Here is a 22753-nt window from a genome sequence, read left to right as displayed (position 1 = left end):
ACACCCACACCGCTACACTGAACCCGACCCCAACGCTGTCGTGTCGTGAACGGAACAACCATGAAGAACTTTGACGAAGCACCAGGCCGTTACAAAGTCCGTGACCTCAACCTCGCTGAAGCGGGCCGTCACCAAATCCGTCTTGCCGAGCACGAAATGCCAGGCCTTATGGCACTGCGTGAGGAGTACGGTGACAGTAAACCTCTCGCCGGTGCGCGTATCGCAGGTTCTTTGCACATGACCGTGCAAACAGCTGTCCTCATCGAAACGCTCACCACACTCGGGGCGCAGGTGCGCTGGGCGTCCTGCAACATTTTCTCCACTCAGGACGAAGCTGCCGCAGCCATCGCGGTCGGCCCAACCGGAACCCCGGACAACCCAAGCGGGGTCCCCGTGTTTGCTTGGAAGGGTGAAACCCTCAGCGAATATTGGGACTGCACTGAACAGATCATGACCTGGCGTGACGACCACGGACACCTCACCGGTCCCAACATGATCCTCGACGACGGTGGTGACGCAACCCTGCTTGTCCACCTCGGCGTCCAGTACGAAAAAGATGGCTCAGTACCCGAACCCCTGTTCCCGGGTGATGCCGGCTACAACGCAGAGAAAGAAGAAATCCACCGGGTGCTTCGCGCATCGGTTGACAAATCTGGCAACCACTGGACTGAGCTAGCCAACAATATCCTTGGCGTCACCGAAGAAACCACCACGGGTGTACACCGGCTCTACGCGCTCGCAGAAAAAGAGGAACTCCTCTTTCCCGCGATTAACGTCAATGACTCAGTGACAAAGTCAAAGTTTGACAACAAGTACGGTATCCGCCACTCACTACCTGATGGGATTAACCGTGCCACAGACATCCTCATTGGGGGAAAGGTGGCGTTTGTTGCCGGATATGGTGACGTGGGGAAGGGAGCTGCTGAAGCGTTTCGTGGACAAGGTGCGCGCGTGATCGTGTCAGAGGTGGATCCGATCTGTGCCCTCCAGGCAGCCATGGACGGGTTCCAGGTCGCCCAGCTTGAAGACGTTGTTGACCAAGCTGACTTCTTTATCACCACGACCGGAAACTTCAACGTGATTCGCCCAGAGCACGTGCTGGCCATGAAAGACAAAGCCGTCATTGGAAATATTGGTCACTTTGACAATGAGATCGATATTGCTGGTCTTGCCGCAATCGAAGGCGTCACTCAGGTTGAGATCAAACCTCAAGTGCACGAATGGACTCTCCCTAGTGGCCGCTCCGTGATCGTGCTGTCAGAAGGTCGTCTGCTGAACCTCGGAAATGCCACAGGTCACCCCAGCTTTGTGATGTCGAATTCGTTCGCAAACCAAGTCATTGCGCAAATTGAGTTGTTCACTAAAGCGCCACACGGTGAATACCCCACAGGTGTGTACCGGCTCCCCAAAATCCTCGACGAAAAGGTTGCTCGCCTTCACCTGGATGCGTTGGGTGCGAAACTGACTCAACTCTCACCAGAGCAAGCCGAGTACATTGGTGTGCCAGTCAGTGGGCCGTACAAACCGGAACACTACCGCTACTAGCGGGGAGCGCTGTCACCCGCACAACTTAGGGGCGGAATGGAAGCGCGTCAATCTCGGTGCGGACTTTCGCAGCGTACTCACGGCGGCGTTCCTCATGGCCGATGTCCCGACGCGCCCGCTCCATGATGACTGCAGCGAGGAACTCTTCGCGGGTTACCTCATAGGGGGGTGCGGGAGCGACATGGGTGGCCACAAGGTCAGCGAGTTGCTTGCCCAACGTGTCGCGGGTCGCGGGGTGAAGGTCGTGGACCCGTGAGAGGTACTGTCGCACGCTCAACGCCAGCCCGTCTGGCAGGGGGGTGATGTCGGCGCTGCTTGCCCACGGGGCAAGGTGCTCCGGCATCACGACTTCCTGGAGTTTCGATGCGCCCCCACGGATGCGGATCGCATACGTCCCAGCGAGGTAGTCGCCGATGCGTTTGCCGCGTTTGTTCATGAAGGACACCACGGCAGCCACTGCACCACTGGTCATGAGGATCTCAAAAACACCAACAAGCGCCCGAATGAGCGCATGCCGCAGAACTATGGGGCCACCATCATCACGGACAACCCGGATGCCCATGACAAGTTTGCCTAGTGAGCGGCCACGGGTGAAGGTTTCCACAGTCGCGGGGATCAGCACAAAAACAGTAACGATGAGGAAGATAGGGATGACAACTTCAGCGCGCTCAAACTCTGCGCTGAGCCCAAGTGACCCCATCCCCCAGGTGAGGAGCCCCGCACCAATGATGTACACCAGGTAATCAATGGCGATTGCGATCGCGCGGGAGAAGAACGATGTGGGGCGCACATCGAGAATGACACCTTCCCCGATGATGATTGGATCGTCCACGTCCCGCCCTGTTCTGCTCGACATTTACTGACACGTACCGCCCACAGCGTGGGCTTCTGCCTTCAAAGCCTACCGTGTTGTGGGAGAGTAGGAGGGTGGATCTCCAGGCCTTTACCACTGCACACGATGATGAATGGCGCGAACTGCGCGCCCTCACCCGCACCCGTCGGCTCACGAGCGAACAATCTGACCGGTTGGTGCTGCTGTACCAAGTAGTGTCCACACATTTGTCGGTGCTGCGATCAACCGCACCTGACCCCGTCTTGGTGCAAGACCTGTCGTTGTTGCTGTCCGATGCTCGCGCCAAAATAGCTGGTGCACAAGACAACAGTTGGCGGGGGATTGCCACCCTCCTGGGTGAGTCTGTGCCAGCGGCGTTGTACCGGGCGCGGTGGTGGTCACACGCCGTGACTTTTGCGTGTGTCGCGGTTGCTGTCATCATCGGTGTGTGGGTGGCGACAACTCCTGAAGGGCTTGCCGCGTTAGGGTCCGAGGCAGAGCGCGACCAGTACGTTAATGAAGCATTCGAGTCATACTATGACCCCAGTGCTGGGTTTGCCACGATGGTGTGGGCGAACAACGCGTGGATCGCTGCGCAGTGTGTTGCTTTTGGTATTACCGGTGCTTGGCCGGCGATTGTGTTGGTGATCAATGCCGTCAATGTGGGCATGGTCGGCGGTCTCATGGCGTCTTATGGGGAGCTAGGGTTGTTTCTCCAACTCATCGCACCGCACGGCTTATTGGAATTGACTGCAATTTTCGTTGCTGGTGGCGCGGGGCTCAAACTGTTTTGGTCCCTCGTGGCGCCCGGTCGACGCCCACGGACCGTGGCTGTCGCTGAAGAAGGACGATCGCTGATGCTTGTCGCCTTGGGGCTCGTCGGCGCGTTAGCGCTTTCTGGTGTGATCGAAGGGTTCGTGACCGGATCCACCATGGTGTGGTGGCTGAAAATCGTCATTGGGGCCATCGCACTGGCATTGTTCTGGGCGTACGTGTACGTCCTTGGGGGGCGTGCAGTACGTGCGGGTAAAACAGGTGACCTAGACGAACAAGAAGCAGGTTTCCGGCAACAATACGCCTGAGAAGCCGTTCACCTCGTTACGTCAACACTCCTGACAGCGCCGGGATGACCGCCCCAGCGATCATGACGAAAGCGACAAGCAACGCCACCCGACGCGCGAACCGTTGCCGTCTGATTCCCACTGGCTCCCAGTCGGGGCCAGACACCCGGTCACTTGGGGCAGGGGAGGAAGATCGTTTCTTGGGGGCGGGAGTTCGGGAAGTCATAACCGTCCTGTCGCTTTAAGCATGAGGTACGTGTCCGCAACACGAGGTGCGAGATCGTTGGGTAGCGAGTCTACCGTGATCGCCTGAGAACGCTCGAGGACACCCAGTGCAGCCCGTCGAGCAAGTAACGTCGCCTGTGCTGCTGCCGCACCAAACACTGCAGCAGAATCCGACACATCTGTACTCATCGCTGTGGTTTCCGGATCACTCACCGACGCAACCACAACAGTGTGTTGGGCAGCCAACGTGGAAATCGCGGTCACAAAACCATTCTCCGGGGTAGTGATGTCGGCATTCGACAACACCACTACAAGTGAACGCTGCCACACCCGTTCACGAACCTTCGCCGCGACAACATCCCAGTCGCTCTCCACCAAAACAGGCTGTACCCCAGACAATGCGACAGCCAATTCATGGAGCACTTTGGAGCCAGCATGAGCTGACACGTGTGCACGAGAGGAGCGGTCGTGCGCGAGGACCTCCACCCGGTCACCTGCATGAGACGCAAGGGCCCCCAACAGCAGTGCCGCCTCAATGTACGCGTCCAGGCGGGTTTCCCCAGCAACCTGTGGTGCAGAAGTTCGCGAGGTATCCACCACGATAATGACCCGGCGGTCACGTTCGGGACGCCAGGTGCGGACCGTGACTTCACGGGACCTGGCAGTGGCACGCCAATCAATGGACCGAACATCGTCCCCCTCAACGTAAGGGCGCAACGAATCGAACTCTGTGCCTTGCCCGCGGATCTGGACCGCAGAACCCCCATCAATTTCGCGCAATAGGGCAAGACGCGAGGGCAAGTGTTTTGACGAACGAAACTCTGGCAACACCTTCACCGTTGACGGAGCGAGCAATGACAATTGCCTGGCCCCAAGACGCATCGGTCCAAACAACCGCACCGTCACGTGGGCAGCAACACGGTCCCCGCGGCGGGTTGGTTGTAACACGCACGGAACACGGGTGGCATCGCCTGCCCGCACAACAAGTCGTTGAACGGGCGTAACAACGCCTGCTGAGGGGCCCCAGGCGTCATGGAGCAACCCTCGAGCGGTCCGACGGCCACGGTTTGATACCACAAACTCGCCCTGAGCAACCTCGCCCAGTTTCACCTGTGTGGGCAGTGTCCGCGTCACCTCAAGAGCACGCGGTGATGCGGCAAGGATCGCATCAACAATCGTCAGGACAACAACCGCAGCAACCCACACCACAACAACGTGCCACTGCGCGAAGATGAGGGCAGGAATGATTCCCAGCGCTATCAGCGCTGCTGGCCGCCAACTAAGAGCCACGAGTCGACCTCACCTCACCGGGGGACGGGAACAGAACTCAAAATGGTGTGCATGACCGAGTCAACACTCACCCCTTCAATTTCTGCTTCTGGTCGCAATGACAACCGGTGCGACAGGGTGGATGGCGCCAGCGCTTTGACGTCGTCTGGTGTGACAAAGTCACGTCCAGATAACCACGCCCACGCACGTGAGGTGGCGAGCAAAGCGGTGGCACCACGAGGGGACACTCCCACAGATATCGAGGGAGACATGCGGGTGGCACGGCAAATATCGACAATGTACCCCACGATCTCTGGTGCAACTGTCACCTGTGCAACAGCCGCTCGTGCTGTGATGAGGTCGTCGGCGCTGGCCACTTTGCGCAAGCCCGCTGCGGTTAAGTCACGGGGGCGGAATCCGGCAGCGTGACGTGACACGACGTCAATTTCGTTGTCGCGTTCTGGAAGCGGAAGGACCGCTTTGAGGAGGAACCGGTCCAGTTGCGCTTCAGGCAGTGTGTAAGTTCCGGCGTGCTCGATCGGGTTTTGGGTGGCAATGACCATAAACGGTGACGGGAGCATTTGCGGAGTGCCGTCAACAGATACCTGCCGTTCTTCCATGGCTTCCAGCAACGAGGACTGGGTCTTTGGTGGAGTCCTGTTGATTTCGTCAGCGAGAAGAAGGTTCGTAAACACTGGGCCATGTTTGAAAGTGAACTCTTCTGTCTTTGCTGAATAGACGAGCGAGCCTGTGATGTCAGACGGCATGAGGTCAGGGGTGAACTGGACTCGCTTGGTATCCACATCGAGTGCGTGAGAGAGGGACCGTACAAGCAGCGTCTTTGCAACCCCGGGGACACCCTCGAGCAGGACATGCCCGTCACAGAGTAACCCGATAATGAGGGTGGACACGGCTGAGTCTTGACCAACGACAGCTTTCGCAACCTCCTGTCGTACCCGATCAAGTGCGGCACGCGCACTGTCAGCAGGAGCCGGAACGGTCTGCACGTTATCGGACATCTGAGATCTCACTTTCTAGGGTTGCCAAGCGGTCAGCAAGGTGGAGAAGCTCTTGTTCGCTGCGTGGTGCAGGTCCAAACAAGAGAGCGGAAATGTCGGTGTCTGAGTAGTGTGTGACCCGCACGATCGCTGAGATCAGCGCTTCACGTTCCGCGTGCGGGGAGACGCCAAGTCGCTGAGCGCAGGCAAGCGCGGTTGCAGAGCACAGAAGCTCACTTGCCCGATCATAGGCTCGAGCTTGGCGGTAAAGCCGGGCGCGTCCTCGAACGGTTTCTGATGCGCGAACAACAACAGGAAGCTGCTCAGAAACAACTGGCCCTAACCGTCGCATTGCAGCGAGAATCACGAAGACAGCTGCGATTGCGAGCAGTGTGGCGACCAATGTGAACTGGATTGGTGTGGCGAGTTCACCGTCTTCGAGCAATGTGGGAGGTTCCGGGCTTGCAGGGGTGAACCACACCAGTGACGGGTTACTGCCAAGGAGCGTTAAGCCCAGTGCGGCGTGCCCGTCGGCGGTGATGCGTTCATTGGACCACAGGTAGCCGTCGTCAAGGAGTGTGATGCGTGGTCCATTGTCGACCAGGACGTCAATCAGGTGGTAACCAAATCCGGAGTCGTAGCAGGCGTTCGTTCCGCGGGGGACGTCGGTTCCCGGGAAACTGAAGGAAGTTCCCCCGGAGGTGATCGATCCCGCGGACGTCGCGGCAGGCAGGTCACAGTCAGGGGGAGTGGAGTCGTCTGTAGCCCAACCCCCAGCGTGCGACACGCTGATCGGCAGGGCGTCGAGGACGTCTGGGGTGGGGTTGGTCCACAGCAGATGGGCCCCGGTCTCGGTCAGTTCACGGGCGTCTTCGGAGGTGAGGAACTCTGACGATGTCACCCAAATCGTAGTGTCCGTGTTGTTGTTGGTAGCGGTGAGCGTGTCGGTGAGGTTGTCTGTTGCGGTGACGTTCACCCCTTCATCACCGAGGACTTGCGCGAGGGCTCGAGCTCCTTTCGGGTAGGGGTTGTCGTAGCCCAGTGGCACGCCAGAAAAGTTAGGCACCAACGCCATAATCGCCCAGATTGCGGCGAGGAGGACAGTGATGGCACCAAGCGGGAGGAACGTGGATTTGAGACGTCGTTTCAGTGCGGTATTGGATGTTTCGCGAGCGGTGATGACCGATGTGCTGCTCATGATGCGTTCACCCGTGCTTTACGGCGTTCTTCTGCGGCCTGTGTGTAGGCATTGAGCGACTGTGTGACGTCGTCGTAGTGGCTGCGGTGAGGGGTGATATCGCCGTAAGCGATCGTGTCGAAGGTGTCTGCCGCGTGCGTGAGCGCGTCTGTGATGCTGGGCAGTTGCGCGGCGATTGCCTGTGCTGCTTCGTGGGCGGTCCGAGAAGTGTCTGGGTGGATGATGACGTTGTCTTCAGCAGTTTTCACTAGTTGTCTAAAGCGTGCGAGTACAGCGTCGTGCCAGCGCCCGTGTGCCGCTGCTTCTTGGGCGAGACGTGCGTATTCTTCGGCTGACGTGTCAACAAGAAGGCCGACGAGTTGGGAACTGTGGGTGTGGCTGATGCGCCGACGTTGGGTGATCCGGAAAATCGCGTAACCGATGAGTAGGGCAAGCAGCGCAACGATGATGATCAAGAACCATCGTGTTTGCCCGTCACTGGCAGAAAAGGATTCGAACCATTCGGTGATCCACCGCATGATCCGCTCAATGAGTCCTTCGCTTTGCTGGTATTCGGGGTTGCGAAGCTCAGCGTCGAGTAGGCGTTGAGCGTCCTCCCTGCCGGGGGTCAGGGGTGGTTCATAGACAAGTGGAGTCACTGCATTGCCTGTGCTAATTGAACGTCGAGGGCTTCCTTACGAATCCGGGTGTCAATGTACATCATGGCCATGACCGAGGAGAGGAAGGCAATAGCAAGTGTGTTCACAACAATTTGAATGACCAGATAGGAACCGAGCGCGAGGAAGTCAGTGTCAAAGTCGTACCCGAGCGTGAACCCACGAATGAGCTCCACAAACCCACCGACTGTGGAGATGATGAACTGGACGACTACTGACGCCAAAAGGTAGATCCCGAAGGTACGCCACCACGACCCTTTGACCAGGTCCCACGAGCGGCGCATAGCGCCTGTCACGGATTGTTCTTCAAGCAGGAGAGCCATGGGGGCATACAGCCAGCGGATGGAGGCGTACATGGTCCAGATGAGTAGCCCAATGATGCTGGCTGCAAGCAGGAAGCCGCCAAAGGCGTTGGATCCTACGCCAGTGTTTTCGGCTGCGATGATTGCCAGGACAAGGAGCACCCACGGCAGGATGATGATGAGACCGACCGCGAAAGCAACTCCAAGGATGGCCCAGAACCGGCCGCGTACTCGATCCCAGGTCGCTCCGATGGGGGCAGGCTTGTTGATGATGAGTTGTCCGATGGCAGCAATAATTGCGGCTGAGGCAATGTAGGTAGAGACGCCAGCTGCCATAGCAACAAGGTAGGTGATGGAGAAGCTTCCTGGCCCCATGCTGAACATTTCGAAGGTGGGATCAGTGCCGGCGTCGAAAGTGGAAATACCGCCGAAGAACGTGCGGTTGACCCACGGTGTCAGGATGTAACCAATGGCAGCGCCGATAATGGAGAACACCGCGACGATGACGAGTGTGAGCCCCAGGAGCGCACCAGGAGCACGACGGACGGCTTGGAACGCGCCGTCGAAGATACCGCCGAGGCCAAGAGGGCGCAGTGGGATGATTCCTTGCCGGGGTGCATAGCTGGGTGCACTGGGAAGTTGGTTGTACGGCATGGGTTGCTGCCCGTAGGCGGCTTGTCCGTACTGAGGGAGCGGAGGCTGCTGGGGGTTGTTGTCTGGTTGCCCGTATTGGGGTTGGGTGCCACCGGGGGGCGCATATTGCCCGTACTGGGGCTGTGGTGCAGCAGGTTGTGCTGGTGGCGGTGTTGTCCCGTTGGGCGGGGGTGGAGTCCCCTGCGATGGTGCGGGGGGCGCAAATTGATTGTGTGGCGGTTCCCCCGGGGATGGTGGTGTTGGGGTGGTGTCCTGGGGTTCCGTCATGGTGACTCCTGCTGGTGTTGTGCGTGAGCGTCTTGTCCCACTGTACTGAACGCACGTGCTGGAGGGACCGGTGGTCCACAGTGGTACTGGCACATCTTACGTGTCGGGCTCGGTGGGCTTCATCAGTCTTGTGGATGACCTGACGCTGTGGGGCAATTGTGGTGGCGGTCTCGATGTGGATGGGGAAAAGGTGGCAAGATAGCGGCATGACACATCGCGTGCTTGTGGTAGACGACGACACTGCTTTGTCCGAGATGATCGGAATCGTCCTCAAAGCTGAGGGGTTTGATGCGGAGTTTTGCGCCGACGGTGACTCTGCGTTGCAAACGTTCCATGACACCCAACCTGATCTTGTTCTACTTGATCTCATGCTGCCGGGCAAGGATGGCACTGTCGTGTGCCGGGAAATTCGCCGTGAGTCTGGGGTTCCCATCATCATGTTGACGGCAAAATCTGACACAGTCGATGTGGTGGCTGGGCTTGAAGCAGGTGCAGACGACTACGTGTCCAAGCCGTTTAAACCCAAAGAGCTTGTGGCGCGTATCCGCACCCGTCTGCGCAGGGTGGAGGAGCCGGAGCCAGAAATTTTGCGCATCGGTGATCTCGATATTGATGTGACAGGGCACAAGGTGACGCGTGACGGTCAGGTTATTTCGTTGACACCGCTGGAGTTTGACTTGCTGGTCGCTTTGGCGCGTAAACCGTGGCAGGTGTTGTCGCGTGAGGTGTTGCTCGAGAAGGTGTGGGGGTACCGTCACGCTGCAGATACCCGGCTTGTCAATGTGCATGTGCAGCGGTTGCGGTCAAAGATTGAGCATGACCCGGAGAGCCCGGAAATTGTTCTCACGGTGCGTGGTGTGGGGTACAAGGCAGGCGTCCGTCAAGGATGACGGTGTTGCTCCGCAGGTGGTGGACGCGTGGTCGCCGCCAGGTGCGTCGTGTGGTGCGTCTCATTGGGCGGCCTTTTCGCAGGTCTGTCCAGTTACGACTTCTTGCGACAGCGATTAGTATTTCAGTGATTTCGCTGGCGTTGCTCACGGTGTACTTGTCCGTGGCGATGCGTGATGGTTTGGTGGACCGCCGGGTTGAGGAGATCTTGTCGGAGTCGGCGCGGTCGTTGTCGCAAACGCAAACCACTGTGAACTCGTCAACCGCGTCGTCCAGTTCTGGGGTGCAGCAAACACTCAATGATCTGTTGCCTGCTCTCCAGTCCGGGGGAACGTCTGGTCGTGAAGTGTTTCTTTTGCGTTCGGCGACCAATACCTCTTCTGTGCGGGTGTTGGATTTGTCGACTGCCCCGGACGCAGAGGGGATCATTTCTGATGCGCTGCGCCAAGCAGTTGCCCAAGAACCGCAACAGCAGCATTGGCAGTCTGTGCGCCTGGAATCGGGGGAGCCGGGTGTTGTGGTGGGCTCAGTTGTTGAGGTGCCACTGGCTGGAGCGTTTGATGTCTATTTTTTGTATTCCCTTGCCTCGGAACAAGAAACACTGACGTTTTTGCAAAACATCATCGCTCTTGCCGGTGTTGTTCTTATTGGTGTGCTGGGTACGTTGACGTTTGTAGTGGTGCGTCAGATTGTGCGCCCGGTGAAGCAAGCGTCTGTGGTTGCGGAACGCATTGCAGATGGCAACTTAAATGAGCGTCTCATGGTGCATGGGGAGGACGAGGTCGCCACCTTGGCGCGGTCGTTCAACGCAATGACGGGGTCTTTGCAACACCAAATTGACCAGCTAGCACAATTGTCTGCGGTGCAACGTCAGTTTGTGTCCGATGTGTCCCACGAATTGCGCACCCCGTTAACGACCGTTCGCATGGCAGCGGAGATGCTGTATCAGTCACGTGACGAGTTTGATCCGGTGTCGAAGCGTTCAACAGAGCTTCTGCACACACAACTGGATCGGTTTGAAGATCTTTTGGCGGACTTGTTGGAGATCTCACGATTTGATGCTGGTGCTGCCCTGTTAGAAGCAGAAGCACGCGATATCAGGGACATTGTGCTTCAAGTTGTTGACTACGAGATGACGTTGGCGGAGAAGAAAGGCGTATGGATTTCTGCAGACCTGGGCGAGCAATCGCTGCGTGTGGACTGTGATTCGAGGCGGGTCGAACGAATTGTCAGGAATTTAGTCGTGAACGCCATTGAGCACTCCGAGGGTCGACCAGTGACGATCACGACCCGAGGTAATAGTCAGGCGGTCGCTGTTGTTGTGGCTGACCGAGGGATTGGCATGGACCGCACCGAAGTGTCGCGTGTGTTTGACCGGTTCTGGCGTGCCGACCCAGCTCGCGCTCGCACCACAGGTGGCACGGGGCTGGGGTTGTCTATTGCCAAAGAAGACGCTCGTTTACATGGCGGGTGGCTCGAGGCGTGGGGCAGGCACGGGTTTGGTTCCTCGTTCCGACTAACGCTCCCTCGTCGCGCGGGCATTATGTTGACAAGTTCCCCGTTACCGTTGGAGCCAGACTTGTCCAGTACCCATGAACCGTCTCCTGTCCTTGTTGTCGATGAGCACGGGCCGGCGTCGGTTCCCCGGTTTGACACGAAAGAGGACAGCGATGATGAGTGATTCAAGACGTCACGTCGGGCTTGTTCTTGCGCTGTGCGGCGCGGCGGTCATGTCGGGGTGCACGAACATTCCCACCACGTCACCTGTCTACTCGGCGGATATTTCTTTGCAGGACCCCGGGCCAGTATTTTTCGCTGCGGCAGGCCCCAGCGTTGACGCGTCCCCTCGTGACATTGTTGACGGTTTCCTCACGGCGCAAGCAGCAGGGCTGGCCGGAGACTGGTCAGCAGCTGAGTCATTTTTGACCGCAGCAGCCTCCGGTCAGTGGGAACCAGGCGGCACCGTCAACGTGTTTGACGGGGAACTCGACGCAGTCGTCAGCGAAAACGCAGGCGATGAGGTCGAAGGTGCCACATTGAGCGCGAGTGAGCTCGATGGTGTGACAGCAGTGACTGTCGATGCATCGGTTGCGTTACAGGGGTCACTCACCCCAGCGGGGGCATACACCGAGTCGCTGAATGGGGCGCGCTCGCAGATGACGTTTGAGCTTGTTCGACGTTCTGATGGGCAGTGGCGAATCTCCTCGTTGCCCAATGATCTGTACATTTCAACCCCCAACTTCCGCTCGTTTTACCGGGCGACGAGCGTGTATTTTGTGTCGCCTGATGAGCAGTACTTGATCCCTGATGTGCGGTGGTTCCCACGTCAACGCACCGAAACTTACGTTGTGAATGCAGTGTTGACCGGTCCGTCTCCGTGGCTCGCCGATGCGGTCGCTCAGACTGTCCCGGAAGGTACCCGTCTGGTCTATGACGCGGTGAACGTGGAAAACGGCACCGCAACGGTTAACCTGTCCACCCACGTCATGGACGCATCGCCAGATGAACGAGCACTACTAGCCACGCAACTGCGAGCCGCACTGACGCGACTTCCCGGCGTGCGTAACGTCCTTATCCAAGCTAATGGGATTGAACTACAGGTAGGGGAGCTCCCAGAACTCCAGCGTGACCCAACCTTGGCGACATCACCCATCGTGCGCGTTGGCTCTCAACTGGCACGGGTCACCTCGGGAGAAGTTGAACCACTTGACCCAGCAGTTGAGGTATCTGGGCTCAACGTGACCGCGATCGCGCTCGACGAAGATGCCACCTCCATTGTCATTCGTGACGGTCAACAAGCCTTACGAGTGCTGCGTCCCGAAGGGCGGCGTGGTCAGGTCATCGCCCAAGGTGATGACCTCATCGCCCCCAGCATCGATCGATTTTCTTGGGTGTGGAGTGGAGAGAAAAACCAACCAGACGACGGTGAGCTCCTTGCTGTAGGAACTGATGGAACCACGGTGCGCGTGCCAGTTCCATGGCTCTCCGGCCGTACCGTCTCCGAGGTGAGGATCTCCCATGATGGTGCACGCCTTGCTGTGATTTCAGCTGTTCCTGGCAGACGTGTGATCGAGGTGGCTGCCATCACACGTGATGGAAACAACGTGCCCCAAGCTGTGGCTGAGCCCATTTCTGTTGGTGGCGCCACCATGTCACCAGAACTCATGGAATGGGTTGACGAGTCAACCCTGGCAGTCCTGACAGACTCCACAGAGTCGACCAATCAAAATGTCGTCAGTGTTCAAGTAGGAGGTGGCTCAGAATCCATTGCCAGTGTCGATGACGCGCAGTCACTGGGGGCTGGGCGCGGTCTACGGTCCATCTACGTTGGGACACAAGACGGAGTGGTTCTCTCTCGTGCCGCCACAGGAACATCGTGGGTAACAGTAGTGGACAACGCTTACCTCCCGTCATTCCCAGGGTAGCGAGCCGTCGCCGCGCATCTGCGTGCCAGCGCGCGCATCAGTTGTCCACACGGCAGTATCTGACCGGGTGGACACCAGGCTGTCACATTCTCCGGTGCACGCCCACACATCACCAATCCCCCCTGGCACACTCACCATGTGCCCACAGAAACCAGCCGTCTCACCCACCGGATCGGTGCTGAATTAGGTCGCCTCCTCATTCCCCAATACTGCCCAGGATGCGGAGCCCTCGACACCTCACTCTGCCCGATCTGTACCCGTACACTTCACCAACCACCAACCCGCGTCGAGCACCATATCCCGCGCCTGGCCCGCATCGACAATCACCCACCCATCCTCCCGGTCTGGGCGCTCAGCCCCTACGACGGACCTGTTAGGCACATCTTCACCGCCTGGAAAGACCACGGACGCGGCGACCTCACCCAAGCACTAACCCACGCCACTGCGGCTGCGGCACCACACCTGCCCTGGCCTACCACACCCCACCACGCCAGACCCACACTCCTCATTCCCCTCCCCTCACGCCGAGCAGCAACCCGCACCCGAGGATTCACCCCAGCCACCGTCATCGCCGATGCACTCGCAACCGCACTCATTGCCCACCACCATCCCGCGACCGTCATCAACGCACTGACAACGCGCCGCATCAGCACCCAAAAAACCCTCACCGCACGCGACCGTTGGGATACGGGCAGTGGGGGTGTCACTCTGAGAAGTCGTACGCACGCGCAGGTCAGCAATGCCACCACAGTCATCCTCGTTGACGACGTCATCACCACCGGGGCGAGCATGCGCCACGCTCTCACCAGTCTGCCGACCACCCCGGGGACCTTCGTCGCTGGCTTTGCGCTTGCTGTCACGCTGACAGCGAAACCGGTGAACAAACTTCACGGAAACACCCGGTGACAAAGTGACCACGACCACATTGCAGGGTAATGTAGAGGCACATCCCAGCCACCAAGGGAGGTGATCACACCGGCGTTCCCAGACCGAACGCTCACACACATCGCCCCGGCGCGGACACCGCGCCCCTCACGTCATAGGAGGCCTTCATGGAGATCGTAGTAGTGGGTCGCCACACTGAAGTAGCAGACCGATTCCGCGAACACGCAGAGGAAAAACTCAGCAAAATCGCGCAATACGCGCCCACGGCACGGCGCGTCGACGTCGAAGTCACCCACGAATACAACCCCCGCCAATCAGCACGATCCGAACGGGTAGAACTGACTGTCCGCGACAAAGGGCCAGTTATCCGAGCGGAAGCTGCATCCGACGACCGTTTCGGGGCGCTTGATCTCGCCCTCGACAAACTCCAAGAACGCCTACGGCGAGCGCACGAACGCAAGTACACATCCAAACGCCGGATCCCTCGCAAACTTGAGGTCCCCAAAGACCTCGACGCGATCGAGATGATCCCTGACCCCGAACCGCCCACACAAGAAGAGGCCACACCGTCAGTTCCACATCCCACCCAACCAGGGGAAACAGTGGAAGTGCAGTTGGGTGATTCCCCAGTGATCATCCGGCAAAAACTCCACAATGCATCCCCCATGACAGTGGATGACGCCATTGACGAGATGGAACTTGTTGGTCACGACTTCTTCTTGTTCGTCGATAAAGACTCCAAACGCCCATCTGTCGCCTACCGGCGCCGCGGATGGACCTATGGGGTGATCGCACTGAACACCGAATGCGACTGCGAAGAAGAATGACAGCACCACGTGACCTGGTAGAGGTCACAGTGCATCTGTAACGGCGACCGTGGTGGGGTGGTGACAACTGCCCCACCACGGTTGTGTTAACAAACAAACAATGCTGGCAGTCGCAGTATGACGCGGAACACAAAGTACGCCGAGGGCGTATTCGCCACGCGCATGGGTCGCAGTGGTCCCGAATGCCAGCAAAACCTAATACGATGGACAGTTGATTGCTCCTGTGTGCTCACACAGGTCACCGCACAGCTGAAAACGGGAGTTCCGCGTGGTCACCATCCTGGAGAAAATCCTTCGCTTCGGCGAAGGGAAAATCCTCAAGAAACTGAACGTCATCGTTCAGCAGGTCAACGCCCTCGAAGAGCACTACCAGGCGTTCACCGACGAAGAACTCCGCGAGGAGACCGCGCGATTCAAAGAAGACATCGCTGAAGGTAGTTCACTGGACGCATTGCTCCCGCAGGCATTCGCGGTCGTGCGTGAAGCATCTGTGCGAACATTGGGCCAGCGTCACTACGATGTGCAAATCATGGGTGGTGCAGCCCTCCACATGGGGAACATCGCCGAAATGAAGACCGGTGAAGGAAAGACCCTGGTCGCCACCCTCCCTGCCTACCTCAACGCCCTGTCAGGACAAGGCGTTCACATTGTGACCGTGAACGACTACCTTGCGAAATACCAGTCCGACATCATGGGTCGTGTGTTCCGGTTCCTTGGGCTGAAAACTGGCTGCATCGTTTCTGGCCAAAACCCCACTGAGCGGCGTGCCCAGTACGAAGCTGACATCACCTACGGGACAAACAACGAGTTCGGGTTTGACTACCTGCGTGACAACATGGCGTGGTCCATGAAAGATCTTGTGCAACGTGGCCATAACTTCGCCATCGTTGACGAGGTTGACTCCATTTTGATCGACGAAGCCCGAACCCCGCTGATCATCTCCGGTCCCGCCGATGGTGATGTCAACAAGTGGTACACGGAGTTCGCAAAAGTCTCACGCCGCCTGATCGCGGGGGAAGATTACGAAGTCGACGAAAAGAAACGCACCATCGGGATCCTGGAACCCGGTATTGAAAAGGTCGAAGACTACCTGGGGATCGACAACTTGTATGAGTCCCTGAACACGCCACTGATCGGGTTCCTGAACAACTCGATCAAAGCTAAAGAGCTCTTCAAACGTGACAAAGACTACGTGGTCATGAACGGTGAAGTCATGATCGTTGACGAACACACGGGCCGTATTCTGGCCGGTCGCCGTTACAACGAAGGCATGCACCAGGCGATCGAAGCCAAAGAGGGCGTCACGATCAAAGCCGAGAACCAGACCCTGGCAACAATCACGTTGCAGAACTACTTCCGCCTCTATTCCACGCTGTCAGGGATGACCGGTACCGCGGAAACGGAAGCAGCCGAGTTCCACTCCACCTACTCACTAGGTGTTGTACCGATTCCGACGCACCGTCCGGTGCAACGTGTTGACCAGTCGGACCTCATTTACAAGACAGAAACTGGCAAGTTCCAGGCGGTTGTTCAAGACATTGTTGAGCGGCACGCTCACGGGCAACCCATTTTGGTGGGAACGACGTCTGTGGAGAAATCAGAGCTGCTCTCCTCTCTGTTGAAAAAACAAGGTGTCCCTCACGAGGTGCTCAACGCGAAGCAGCACGCCCGAGAAGCGGCCATTGTTGCGATGGCTGGGCGCAAAGGTGCGGTCACGGTAGCCACCAATATGGCTGGTCGTGGAACTGACATCATGCTCGGTGGAAACGCCGAATTCATGGCCCATGCCGAACTAGAACAACGCGGGCTTGACGCAGTAGAACACCCAGACGAATACGAAGCAGCGTGGGATGAAGCACTTGCTGCTGCTCAACAAGCTGTCAAAGACGAACACGACGAAGTCGTGGAACTCGGGGGCTTGTACGTTCTGGGCACCGAACGCCACGAATCACGGCGTATTGACAACCAGTTGCGTGGACGTTCCGGGCGCCAAGGTGACCCCGGTGAGTCACGGTTCTACTTGTCCATGGAAGACGAACTGATGCGGTTGTTCGGTTCAGGTCTTGCTGAATCCATGATGAACCGTGCCGGGTTCCCAGAAGACGTGCCACTGGAATCGAAGATGGTGTCGCGTGGTATCGCCTCAGCTCAGGGGCAAGTGGAGTCAAGGAACCTGGAGATCCGCAAGAACGTCCTCAAGTACGATGACGTGCTCTCCCGCCAGCGCACAGTCATTTATGACGAACGTCGCCGTGTCCTTGAGGGCGAGGACATGCAGGAACAAATCCAGCACTTCCTCACCGATGTCATCACTGGGCATGTTGAGATGACAACCACGTCCAATGACCAAAACGAATGGGACTTGGAAGCGCTGTGGGCAACCCTGAAAGGGATCTACCCAATCTCGATCACCGTGGAGGAAGTGGAAGAGCAAGCAGGTGGCCGCACCCACCTGAAACGCGATGAACTGCTGGAAGAAATCCTCTCTGACGCCCGCTTGGCATATGAGCAACGCGAAGCCGAACTCGGCTCGGAGAATCTCCGAGACTTGGAACGCCGAATCGTGTTGTCCGTTGTAGACCGTAAGTGGCGCGAACATCTCTACGAGATGGACTACCTCAAGGAAGGCATCGGGTTGCGTGCTATGGCGCAACGTGACCCCCTTGTGGAGTACCAGCGTGAAGGTTATGACATGTTCACCGCAATGCTGGAAGGCGTGAAAGAAGAGGCCGTTGGCTTCTTGTACAACCTCCAGGTCACTGTGGAAAAGAAGGAAGTTGACCTCGACGGTGACGGCACTCCCGACATCGAAGAAGACGTGATGGTGGCGAAAGGGCTTGATCAGCCCAAGCGGCCCACCCAGCTTCAGTACACGTCGTCGGAAGGGTCAACCTCCGAGTCGGGTTCGGGAACCTCAGGCGGAGCAGCGAACGCTGGTTCGAACCGCGCAGAGCGCCGAGCAGCGCAAAAGCGTTCGCGGAAACGGTGACCTCACGCAGGTAATACACGCATCGGGGGTGGAACAATCATGTGATTGTTCCACCCCCGATGCTTTCGCCCAGAGGGGCTGCTATCCGATTTGAAGGTCGACCGCGCGCCATCGGCCACGGTGTTCCTCCACTCGGATCGCTGCTGCACGCACCCGCGAACCATCCGCAATAATCACCGTGGCCTCGGCCGCGATAGGAGAGACACGCACGACGCGTGCCCGCACAATCCTGACTGGCTGGTGTCTCGTTGCGGTCCCCGTGTTCAGTGAGGCGCGGACCTGCGCACGAGCTGTCAACGATTCCAGAACATGTGGTGCCAAACGCGAGACGAGTTGGTGGATGGGGCGGATCCCGTGAAACGCTTCAACAGCGCTTCGAGCAACTGCACAACAGATCGCGGTCGGGTCCCCCAGTTCACGGCCTCGCGCCAACCGATCCTCATGTGGGGTGTCCTCAGTGATCAGATGCGCAGGAAGCGCATCACGCACGGGGGGAGAAGCGGGAAGGAGAACTGAGTCGAGTGTCGAGGTCATGATGAATCCTTGTCTGGCGCTGGGCGTCCGGAAGAAGATCGAGAAGGGTCTGCAGGTGAGGGGTGTTCTTTGTGTGGTGTGGTGTCAGTCAAGGAGGGACTGGGGGATAGTGATGGTCACCCCCACCGGAATGAGGTCGGGGTTGTCCCCAAGAACGTCTTTGTTTGCGTCATAGAGGCGCGGCCACGCCTCGGCGATCTGCGTTGTGGTTGCGCCCTCGGGTAAAGCGTCTCGTGTCAGTGACCACAAAGTGTCGCCTTGGGCGATCGTGACTGTTGTGGTGTCGTGTCCGCCTTCAGTCATGGTTGCCACGGTTGCCTCGACTTGCGTCATAGGGTCTGTGGTGCTGCCTGACGATGCAGCGATGACGGGAGTAGTGGCGAGCACGCTCGCTGTGTCCTTGGACGGTACATTGTCCTGCGGTGGGGTCAGGAAAAGAAGGTTCACATCGGTGATCTCAGCATCGTTGCTGTGAGCTGCTTCAGTGGGATCAGTAACGGACTGCTGTCTGTCGAGCATCGTCAACGGTGTCGCAAGGATGGGTTGTACTGACACTGATTGTGTGGTCTGCGTAGCCGTTTGATCAGCTGGCAGTTCGCTTGCGCCCGCGGGGAGAGCTCCGAATGTGAGGGTCACGCCTGCTGCTGTCGCAAGCAGCGCACGTGCGGATCGTGGGCCAAAACGGGTCACTGCGTTGCGGGCTGCGCGCCCGACACTACTCCGTGCCTGAGCTGCTAATGCCACGGCCACGAGGAGGTAGGACGCTGCCCACCACATACCAGCACCCAGCCCAGCGGCCATCATGACGGTTTCCACTGTCAGCCGAAGTAGTGAGTCCACGGGGGTTGGAGTTGTCAGCGCATCGGTCATTGCTGGGGCAAGGACTGCCAACCTCCACCCGAAGAGCACGGAAGCTACTGACGCAGCAAACGAGTGAAAGACCGCTCGCAGTGTGATGTGCCGGGGAGTCATAGTTCCGCCTCTTCGATGGTTGTGGTTGACGGTATCGAACGCTGTTGATGTTGTTTGATGTAGTTTGATGAAACTAGATTGCGCTGAGTTTGTCCAGTGGGTATCGACGATGTGGAACAATTCCCAGCGAAGAACATGCCCTTGGGAGGACACAATGGATCGGTGGACTGCGCTCTTCGCAGACCTAGAAGCTCACCTTGACGCGGAGTCGGAAATTGACGTCCACAGTGCTGCAGATGAACTCCGACGTGCAGAAATAGCACGGATTGCCCTGTGGCAACGATTCTTAGGAGTCAAGGGAAGTGAGGTGACGCTCGTGACAAAAGGAGGGGTGCGCTTCTCCGGTATGGTTCGTGAAGCCCATCCGCAGTGGGTACTTCTCACCGCCTCCGGGCGGGACACTATCCACCCCATGACGGCGATCACGGCAGTGACCGGGTTAGGTGGAGCCGTCCCCGAAGAAAGCGTCTACGGCACATCACCGGCACAACGAAAAGCGCGTGAGGTGAGCCTGGTGCGGATGCTCCGGGGGCTAGGGGAGCGGCGGGCCTATGTGACCGTCACGGCGGGGCAGGCAACAGAACAGGGGTATCTTGTTGACGTCCTCGCTGACTCACTTGACCTTGCCGTGAGGTCAACACCCTCAGACACCTGGTCCGTAGAGCGCAGACAGTTCTCCACAGTGACAATCCCACTCGCGCCTGTAGAAGCGATCGTTGTTGACGGTGTGTAACCGTGCGCGAGTGGTCGGTGCTGGGCTTATTCTTCGAACTCTCCAGCAGCGACCTTCGCGCGGGTTTCCTCGTATTTCCGTTGGATGTAGTTCTCTAGCTCGGCTGCTTCGACGCGCCACTGACCGCGCCCACCTACTTGAATAGCGGGAAGCTCTCCGGATCGAACGAGCGAGTACGCCTGCGTTGAGGAAATGTTAAGGACCTCGGTGACGTCAGCGAGGGTGAGAAAGCGCGATGTCATAGCACAAGTGTGGCATGGGAAGGGTTGCCCATGTTGTTTATCCACAGATTCGGGGTTACATGGGATGTCGGCGATCGATTCCCGCTACGGTGAGGACGCCACAACGACACCCACGACCCTCCCCGAAGGAACGCCCATGCCCTCAACGTCCACCCCAGGGACCACGCCACAAGCGGCCTTTAACGCACCACGGATGCGGCAACCAAGCCTGCGTGACCCACGGCTGCCGATCGGGATCGTGCTCGTTGCTCTGTCCGTGTGGATTGGTGCGTGGGCACTGGACTCCGGGCGTACACTCGACACGGCTTTTGTTGCTGCGCGAACCTTGCAACCCGGTGATGCAATCACGGAAGCGGACCTTCAGGCTGTTGATGTTGAGCTAGGGCAACATCTCAACAACTACCTCACGCCGGAAACGATGGGTGAAGGGCTCGTGGCGGTTGTCCCCGTCCATCAAGGTCAACTTGTTGCCGTGACCTCCACCGGCAGCGCCGCAGACGTTGATTCACGGATCATGGCTGTTCCCATCACAGGGCAGTTACCCGCACAGGTAGTCCCGGGGTCGACAATCGATTTGTGGTACGCCCCAGAAGCTACCCCAACAGGTGAGGTGGGCGACCCCGACCAAGTCGCATCCGGGCTCACGGTCAGCCAAATCCCAGACACTGATTCTGTCTTTGGGGTGTCCGGGACCTCCTATCTGCACGTTGTGGTCCCTCAGTCAGATATCCCAGCTGTCTTGGCAGCAACTCAAGCGAAAGGTGCGCTCACAGCGCTCCCGGTGCCCCACGGTGATGGATCACCAGCCCCTGCATCGGACGGTTCCCCCAGCAACAACACAGCAGAAGAGGGCGACGCATGAACCACAACCCAGCCTCACCAGGACCACTTCGGGTCCTGACCGCAATAACATCCGGTCAGGAACCAGCTGTGATTGAACACCTGGCTCGACACCGTGGGCAAGTCGATGTGGTGCGACGATGCGCGGACATGGCAGAAGCACGTGGATATGCGGGGGCGGGGATCGCCCACGTCATCGTCATGAGTTCGGATTTTCCTGGGTTTGATCGACATGCCGTCGAAGCGTTCACCACTCACGGTGTGGCGCTAGTGGTGCTCAACGACCCTCTCGACCAGTATTCGAGTCAGCGTCTTACTGCGCTGGGAGTACGCCACTTTCTCGCATACTCACAGGTGAGTGATGGGCTCATTCCGTTGATGACCGAAGCGCACAACGCTCCTGCTGGAGAGGCGGACAACCTCCCCATTGAGTGGACCAGCTCGCGCGAAAACCACGACCTTTCCCTTGCTCCACCCGCCACGCAGGGCCGACTCATCACGGTGTGGGGAACCCACGGGGCCCCAGGGCGTTCCACACTGACGACAAACATTGCCTATGGGCTTGCTCACCGCGACCAGCTAGGTCGCCGGCGCTCCAAGAAAAAGCAGCTCCCAACTGAGTCAAGCGCCTCCGCCATCATCGTTGATGCAGACACACAAGCCCCATCGATCACACAAACATTGGGGTTGTTGGACGAAGCCTCCGGTCTTGCCCAAGCGTGTCGAGCAGCTGGACAAGGGCTCCTCACCGCATCTGCTCTGACTCGCTACCTTGCTGGTATTACCCCGCAGTTAGGGGTCCTGACAGGGCTGGCTCGCGCTTCGCGGTGGCCTGAACTGTCAGCAAGCAACCTGGAAACTGTTCTTACCACTGCCCGTCACTGCGCCCAATGGACCGTGGTTGATGTGGCCCCAGACATTGACGAGGACGATTTCGCCGCGTTCGATCCTCGCGGTCCTCGACGCAACGCAGCAACCACAACAACCCTTGCCCAATCAGATCTCATTGTTGTGGTAGGAACAGGAGACCCGGTCGGAACAACACGGATGGTTCGTGCTCTTGAAACGATCACAAACCATCCTGATCTGGCGCACGTTCCACGTCTGGTTGTGGTCAACAAAGTCCGTGACACAACAGCGGGGTCATCAACCCCCAGGGCAATTCGGTTAGCATTGTCACGCTTCACCCGTGAGCTTCCCCCTGTGCTTCTTCCCGATGCGCCGACCACGGTTGACCGATCACTCATGAACGGCCGTGCTGTCCTGGAGGAGGCGCCAGTAAGCGCGATCGGTAAGGAACTGACCCAACTCATTGATGTGATTGCCTCCGGCTTTGACACCGGAAACAGCGGGAACGAACGCAGTGAGTCAACCGCTGACCAGCAGATGGCGGCAAGCGGGGTGTGAAGGT

General features: G+C 58.3%; 21 protein-coding genes. 11 read left to right on the top strand and 10 right to left on the bottom strand.

Annotated elements, in window-relative coordinates:
- The first annotated feature begins 60 nt into the window (after positions 1 to 60).
- Complete coding sequence (gene ahcY, locus JDEN_RS09265; protein ID WP_015772108.1) at positions 61 to 1545, top strand: adenosylhomocysteinase; 1485 nt, start codon at positions 61 to 63, stop codon at positions 1543 to 1545.
- Positions 1546 to 1570: 25 nt separating this feature from the next.
- Here ahcY and JDEN_RS09260 read toward each other — a convergent pair whose 3' ends face one another.
- Positions 1571 to 2377: an RDD family protein gene (locus JDEN_RS09260; RefSeq protein WP_015772107.1), complete on the bottom strand. Its 807-nt coding sequence runs from the start codon at positions 2375 to 2377 to the stop codon at positions 1571 to 1573.
- Positions 2378 to 2472: 95 nt separating this feature from the next.
- On the opposite strand from JDEN_RS09260, the gene JDEN_RS09255 reads away from it, so the two are divergent.
- Positions 2473 to 3459 (top strand): stage II sporulation protein M, encoded by a 987-nt coding sequence (locus JDEN_RS09255; protein ID WP_015772106.1) that lies wholly within the window; start codon positions 2473 to 2475, stop codon positions 3457 to 3459.
- Positions 3460 to 3475: 16 nt separating this feature from the next.
- Here the strand turns inward: JDEN_RS09255 and JDEN_RS09250 are convergent, their stop codons facing one another.
- From JDEN_RS09250 to JDEN_RS09225, 6 genes are read right to left on the bottom strand one after another with little or no spacing between them, the layout of a single operon-like run.
- On the bottom strand, positions 3476 to 3664 hold the full coding sequence (locus JDEN_RS09250; protein ID WP_015772105.1) for a hypothetical protein: 189 nt from the start codon (positions 3662 to 3664) through the stop codon (positions 3476 to 3478).
- Positions 3661 to 4953, bottom strand: a complete 1293-nt coding sequence (locus JDEN_RS09245) for a DUF58 domain-containing protein (protein WP_015772104.1) — start codon at positions 4951 to 4953, stop codon at positions 3661 to 3663. The genes JDEN_RS09250 and JDEN_RS09245 overlap by 4 nt, the downstream gene beginning before the upstream one ends.
- 14 nt (positions 4954 to 4967) lie before the next feature.
- Positions 4968 to 5951 (bottom strand): AAA family ATPase, encoded by a 984-nt coding sequence (locus JDEN_RS09240; protein WP_015772103.1) that lies wholly within the window; start codon positions 5949 to 5951, stop codon positions 4968 to 4970.
- Positions 5941 to 7128, bottom strand: a complete 1188-nt coding sequence (locus JDEN_RS13090) for a DUF4350 domain-containing protein (RefSeq protein ID WP_015772102.1) — start codon at positions 7126 to 7128, stop codon at positions 5941 to 5943. The genes JDEN_RS09240 and JDEN_RS13090 overlap by 11 nt, the downstream gene beginning before the upstream one ends.
- Positions 7125 to 7766 carry a DUF4129 domain-containing protein gene (locus JDEN_RS09230; protein WP_015772101.1) on the bottom strand — a complete coding sequence of 214 codons (642 nt, stop codon included), beginning with the start codon at positions 7764 to 7766 and terminating at the stop codon, positions 7125 to 7127. Before JDEN_RS09230 ends, JDEN_RS13090 begins: the two co-directional genes overlap by 4 nt.
- Positions 7763 to 9007 carry a glycerophosphoryl diester phosphodiesterase membrane domain-containing protein gene (locus JDEN_RS09225; protein ID WP_015772100.1) on the bottom strand — a complete coding sequence of 415 codons (1245 nt, stop codon included), beginning with the start codon at positions 9005 to 9007 and terminating at the stop codon, positions 7763 to 7765. The genes JDEN_RS09230 and JDEN_RS09225 overlap by 4 nt, the downstream gene beginning before the upstream one ends.
- A gap of 206 nt (positions 9008 to 9213) precedes the next feature.
- On the opposite strand from JDEN_RS09225, the gene mtrA reads away from it, so the two are divergent.
- From mtrA to secA, 6 genes are all read left to right on the top strand, one after another.
- Positions 9214 to 9897: an MtrAB system response regulator MtrA gene (gene mtrA / locus JDEN_RS09220; protein ID WP_015772098.1), complete on the top strand. Its 684-nt coding sequence runs from the start codon at positions 9214 to 9216 to the stop codon at positions 9895 to 9897.
- Entirely contained in the window at positions 9894 to 11576 is a 1683-nt protein-coding gene (gene mtrB / locus JDEN_RS09215; protein WP_041287893.1) for an MtrAB system histidine kinase MtrB, read from the top strand. Before mtrA ends, mtrB begins: the two co-directional genes overlap by 4 nt.
- Positions 11569 to 13320: an LpqB family beta-propeller domain-containing protein gene (locus JDEN_RS09210; protein WP_015772096.1), complete on the top strand. Its 1752-nt coding sequence runs from the start codon at positions 11569 to 11571 to the stop codon at positions 13318 to 13320. The genes mtrB and JDEN_RS09210 overlap by 8 nt, the downstream gene beginning before the upstream one ends.
- Positions 13321 to 13458: 138 nt before the next feature.
- Positions 13459 to 14226, top strand: a complete 768-nt coding sequence (locus JDEN_RS13085) for a ComF family protein (RefSeq protein ID WP_015772095.1) — start codon at positions 13459 to 13461, stop codon at positions 14224 to 14226.
- A 146-nt stretch (positions 14227 to 14372) separates the two neighbouring features.
- A complete protein-coding gene (hpf, locus tag JDEN_RS09200; protein WP_015772094.1) occupies positions 14373 to 15032 on the top strand; it encodes a ribosome hibernation-promoting factor, HPF/YfiA family in 660 nt (219 codons plus the stop codon).
- A gap of 268 nt (positions 15033 to 15300) precedes the next feature.
- Positions 15301 to 18021 carry a preprotein translocase subunit SecA gene (secA, locus tag JDEN_RS09195; RefSeq protein WP_015772093.1) on the top strand — a complete coding sequence of 907 codons (2721 nt, stop codon included), beginning with the start codon at positions 15301 to 15303 and terminating at the stop codon, positions 18019 to 18021.
- Between the two features lie 81 nt (positions 18022 to 18102).
- On the opposite strand, the gene JDEN_RS09190 is transcribed toward secA, so the two are convergent.
- Together JDEN_RS09190 and JDEN_RS09185 are read right to left on the bottom strand one after the other, a co-directional pair.
- On the bottom strand, positions 18103 to 18555 hold the full coding sequence (locus JDEN_RS09190; RefSeq protein WP_015772092.1) for an Rv3235 family protein: 453 nt from the start codon (positions 18553 to 18555) through the stop codon (positions 18103 to 18105).
- An 84-nt stretch (positions 18556 to 18639) separates the two neighbouring features.
- Positions 18640 to 19527, bottom strand: coding sequence for a LysM peptidoglycan-binding domain-containing protein (locus JDEN_RS09185; protein WP_015772091.1), 888 nt, complete (start codon positions 19525 to 19527; stop codon positions 18640 to 18642).
- 154 nt (positions 19528 to 19681) lie between these two features.
- On the opposite strand from JDEN_RS09185, the gene JDEN_RS13080 reads away from it, so the two are divergent.
- A complete protein-coding gene (locus tag JDEN_RS13080; RefSeq protein ID WP_015772090.1) occupies positions 19682 to 20260 on the top strand; it encodes a hypothetical protein in 579 nt (192 codons plus the stop codon).
- Between the two features lie 26 nt (positions 20261 to 20286).
- On the opposite strand, the gene JDEN_RS09175 is transcribed toward JDEN_RS13080, so the two are convergent.
- Entirely contained in the window at positions 20287 to 20502 is a 216-nt protein-coding gene (locus JDEN_RS09175) for a helix-turn-helix domain-containing protein (RefSeq protein WP_015772089.1), read from the bottom strand.
- A 136-nt stretch (positions 20503 to 20638) separates the two neighbouring features.
- On the opposite strand from JDEN_RS09175, the gene JDEN_RS09170 reads away from it, so the two are divergent.
- Entirely contained in the window at positions 20639 to 21364 is a 726-nt protein-coding gene (locus tag JDEN_RS09170) for an SAF domain-containing protein (RefSeq protein WP_015772088.1), read from the top strand.
- Positions 21361 to 22749 carry an AAA family ATPase gene (locus tag JDEN_RS09165; protein WP_015772087.1) on the top strand — a complete coding sequence of 463 codons (1389 nt, stop codon included), beginning with the start codon at positions 21361 to 21363 and terminating at the stop codon, positions 22747 to 22749. Before JDEN_RS09170 ends, JDEN_RS09165 begins: the two co-directional genes overlap by 4 nt.
- The last annotated feature ends 4 nt before the right edge of the window (positions 22750 to 22753 follow it).

It is taken from the genome of Jonesia denitrificans DSM 20603 (genome assembly GCF_000024065.1).
Taxonomy (GTDB): Bacteria; Actinomycetota; Actinomycetes; order Actinomycetales; family Cellulomonadaceae; genus Jonesia; species Jonesia denitrificans.
This window is presented reverse-complemented; position numbering and strand designations above follow the sequence as displayed.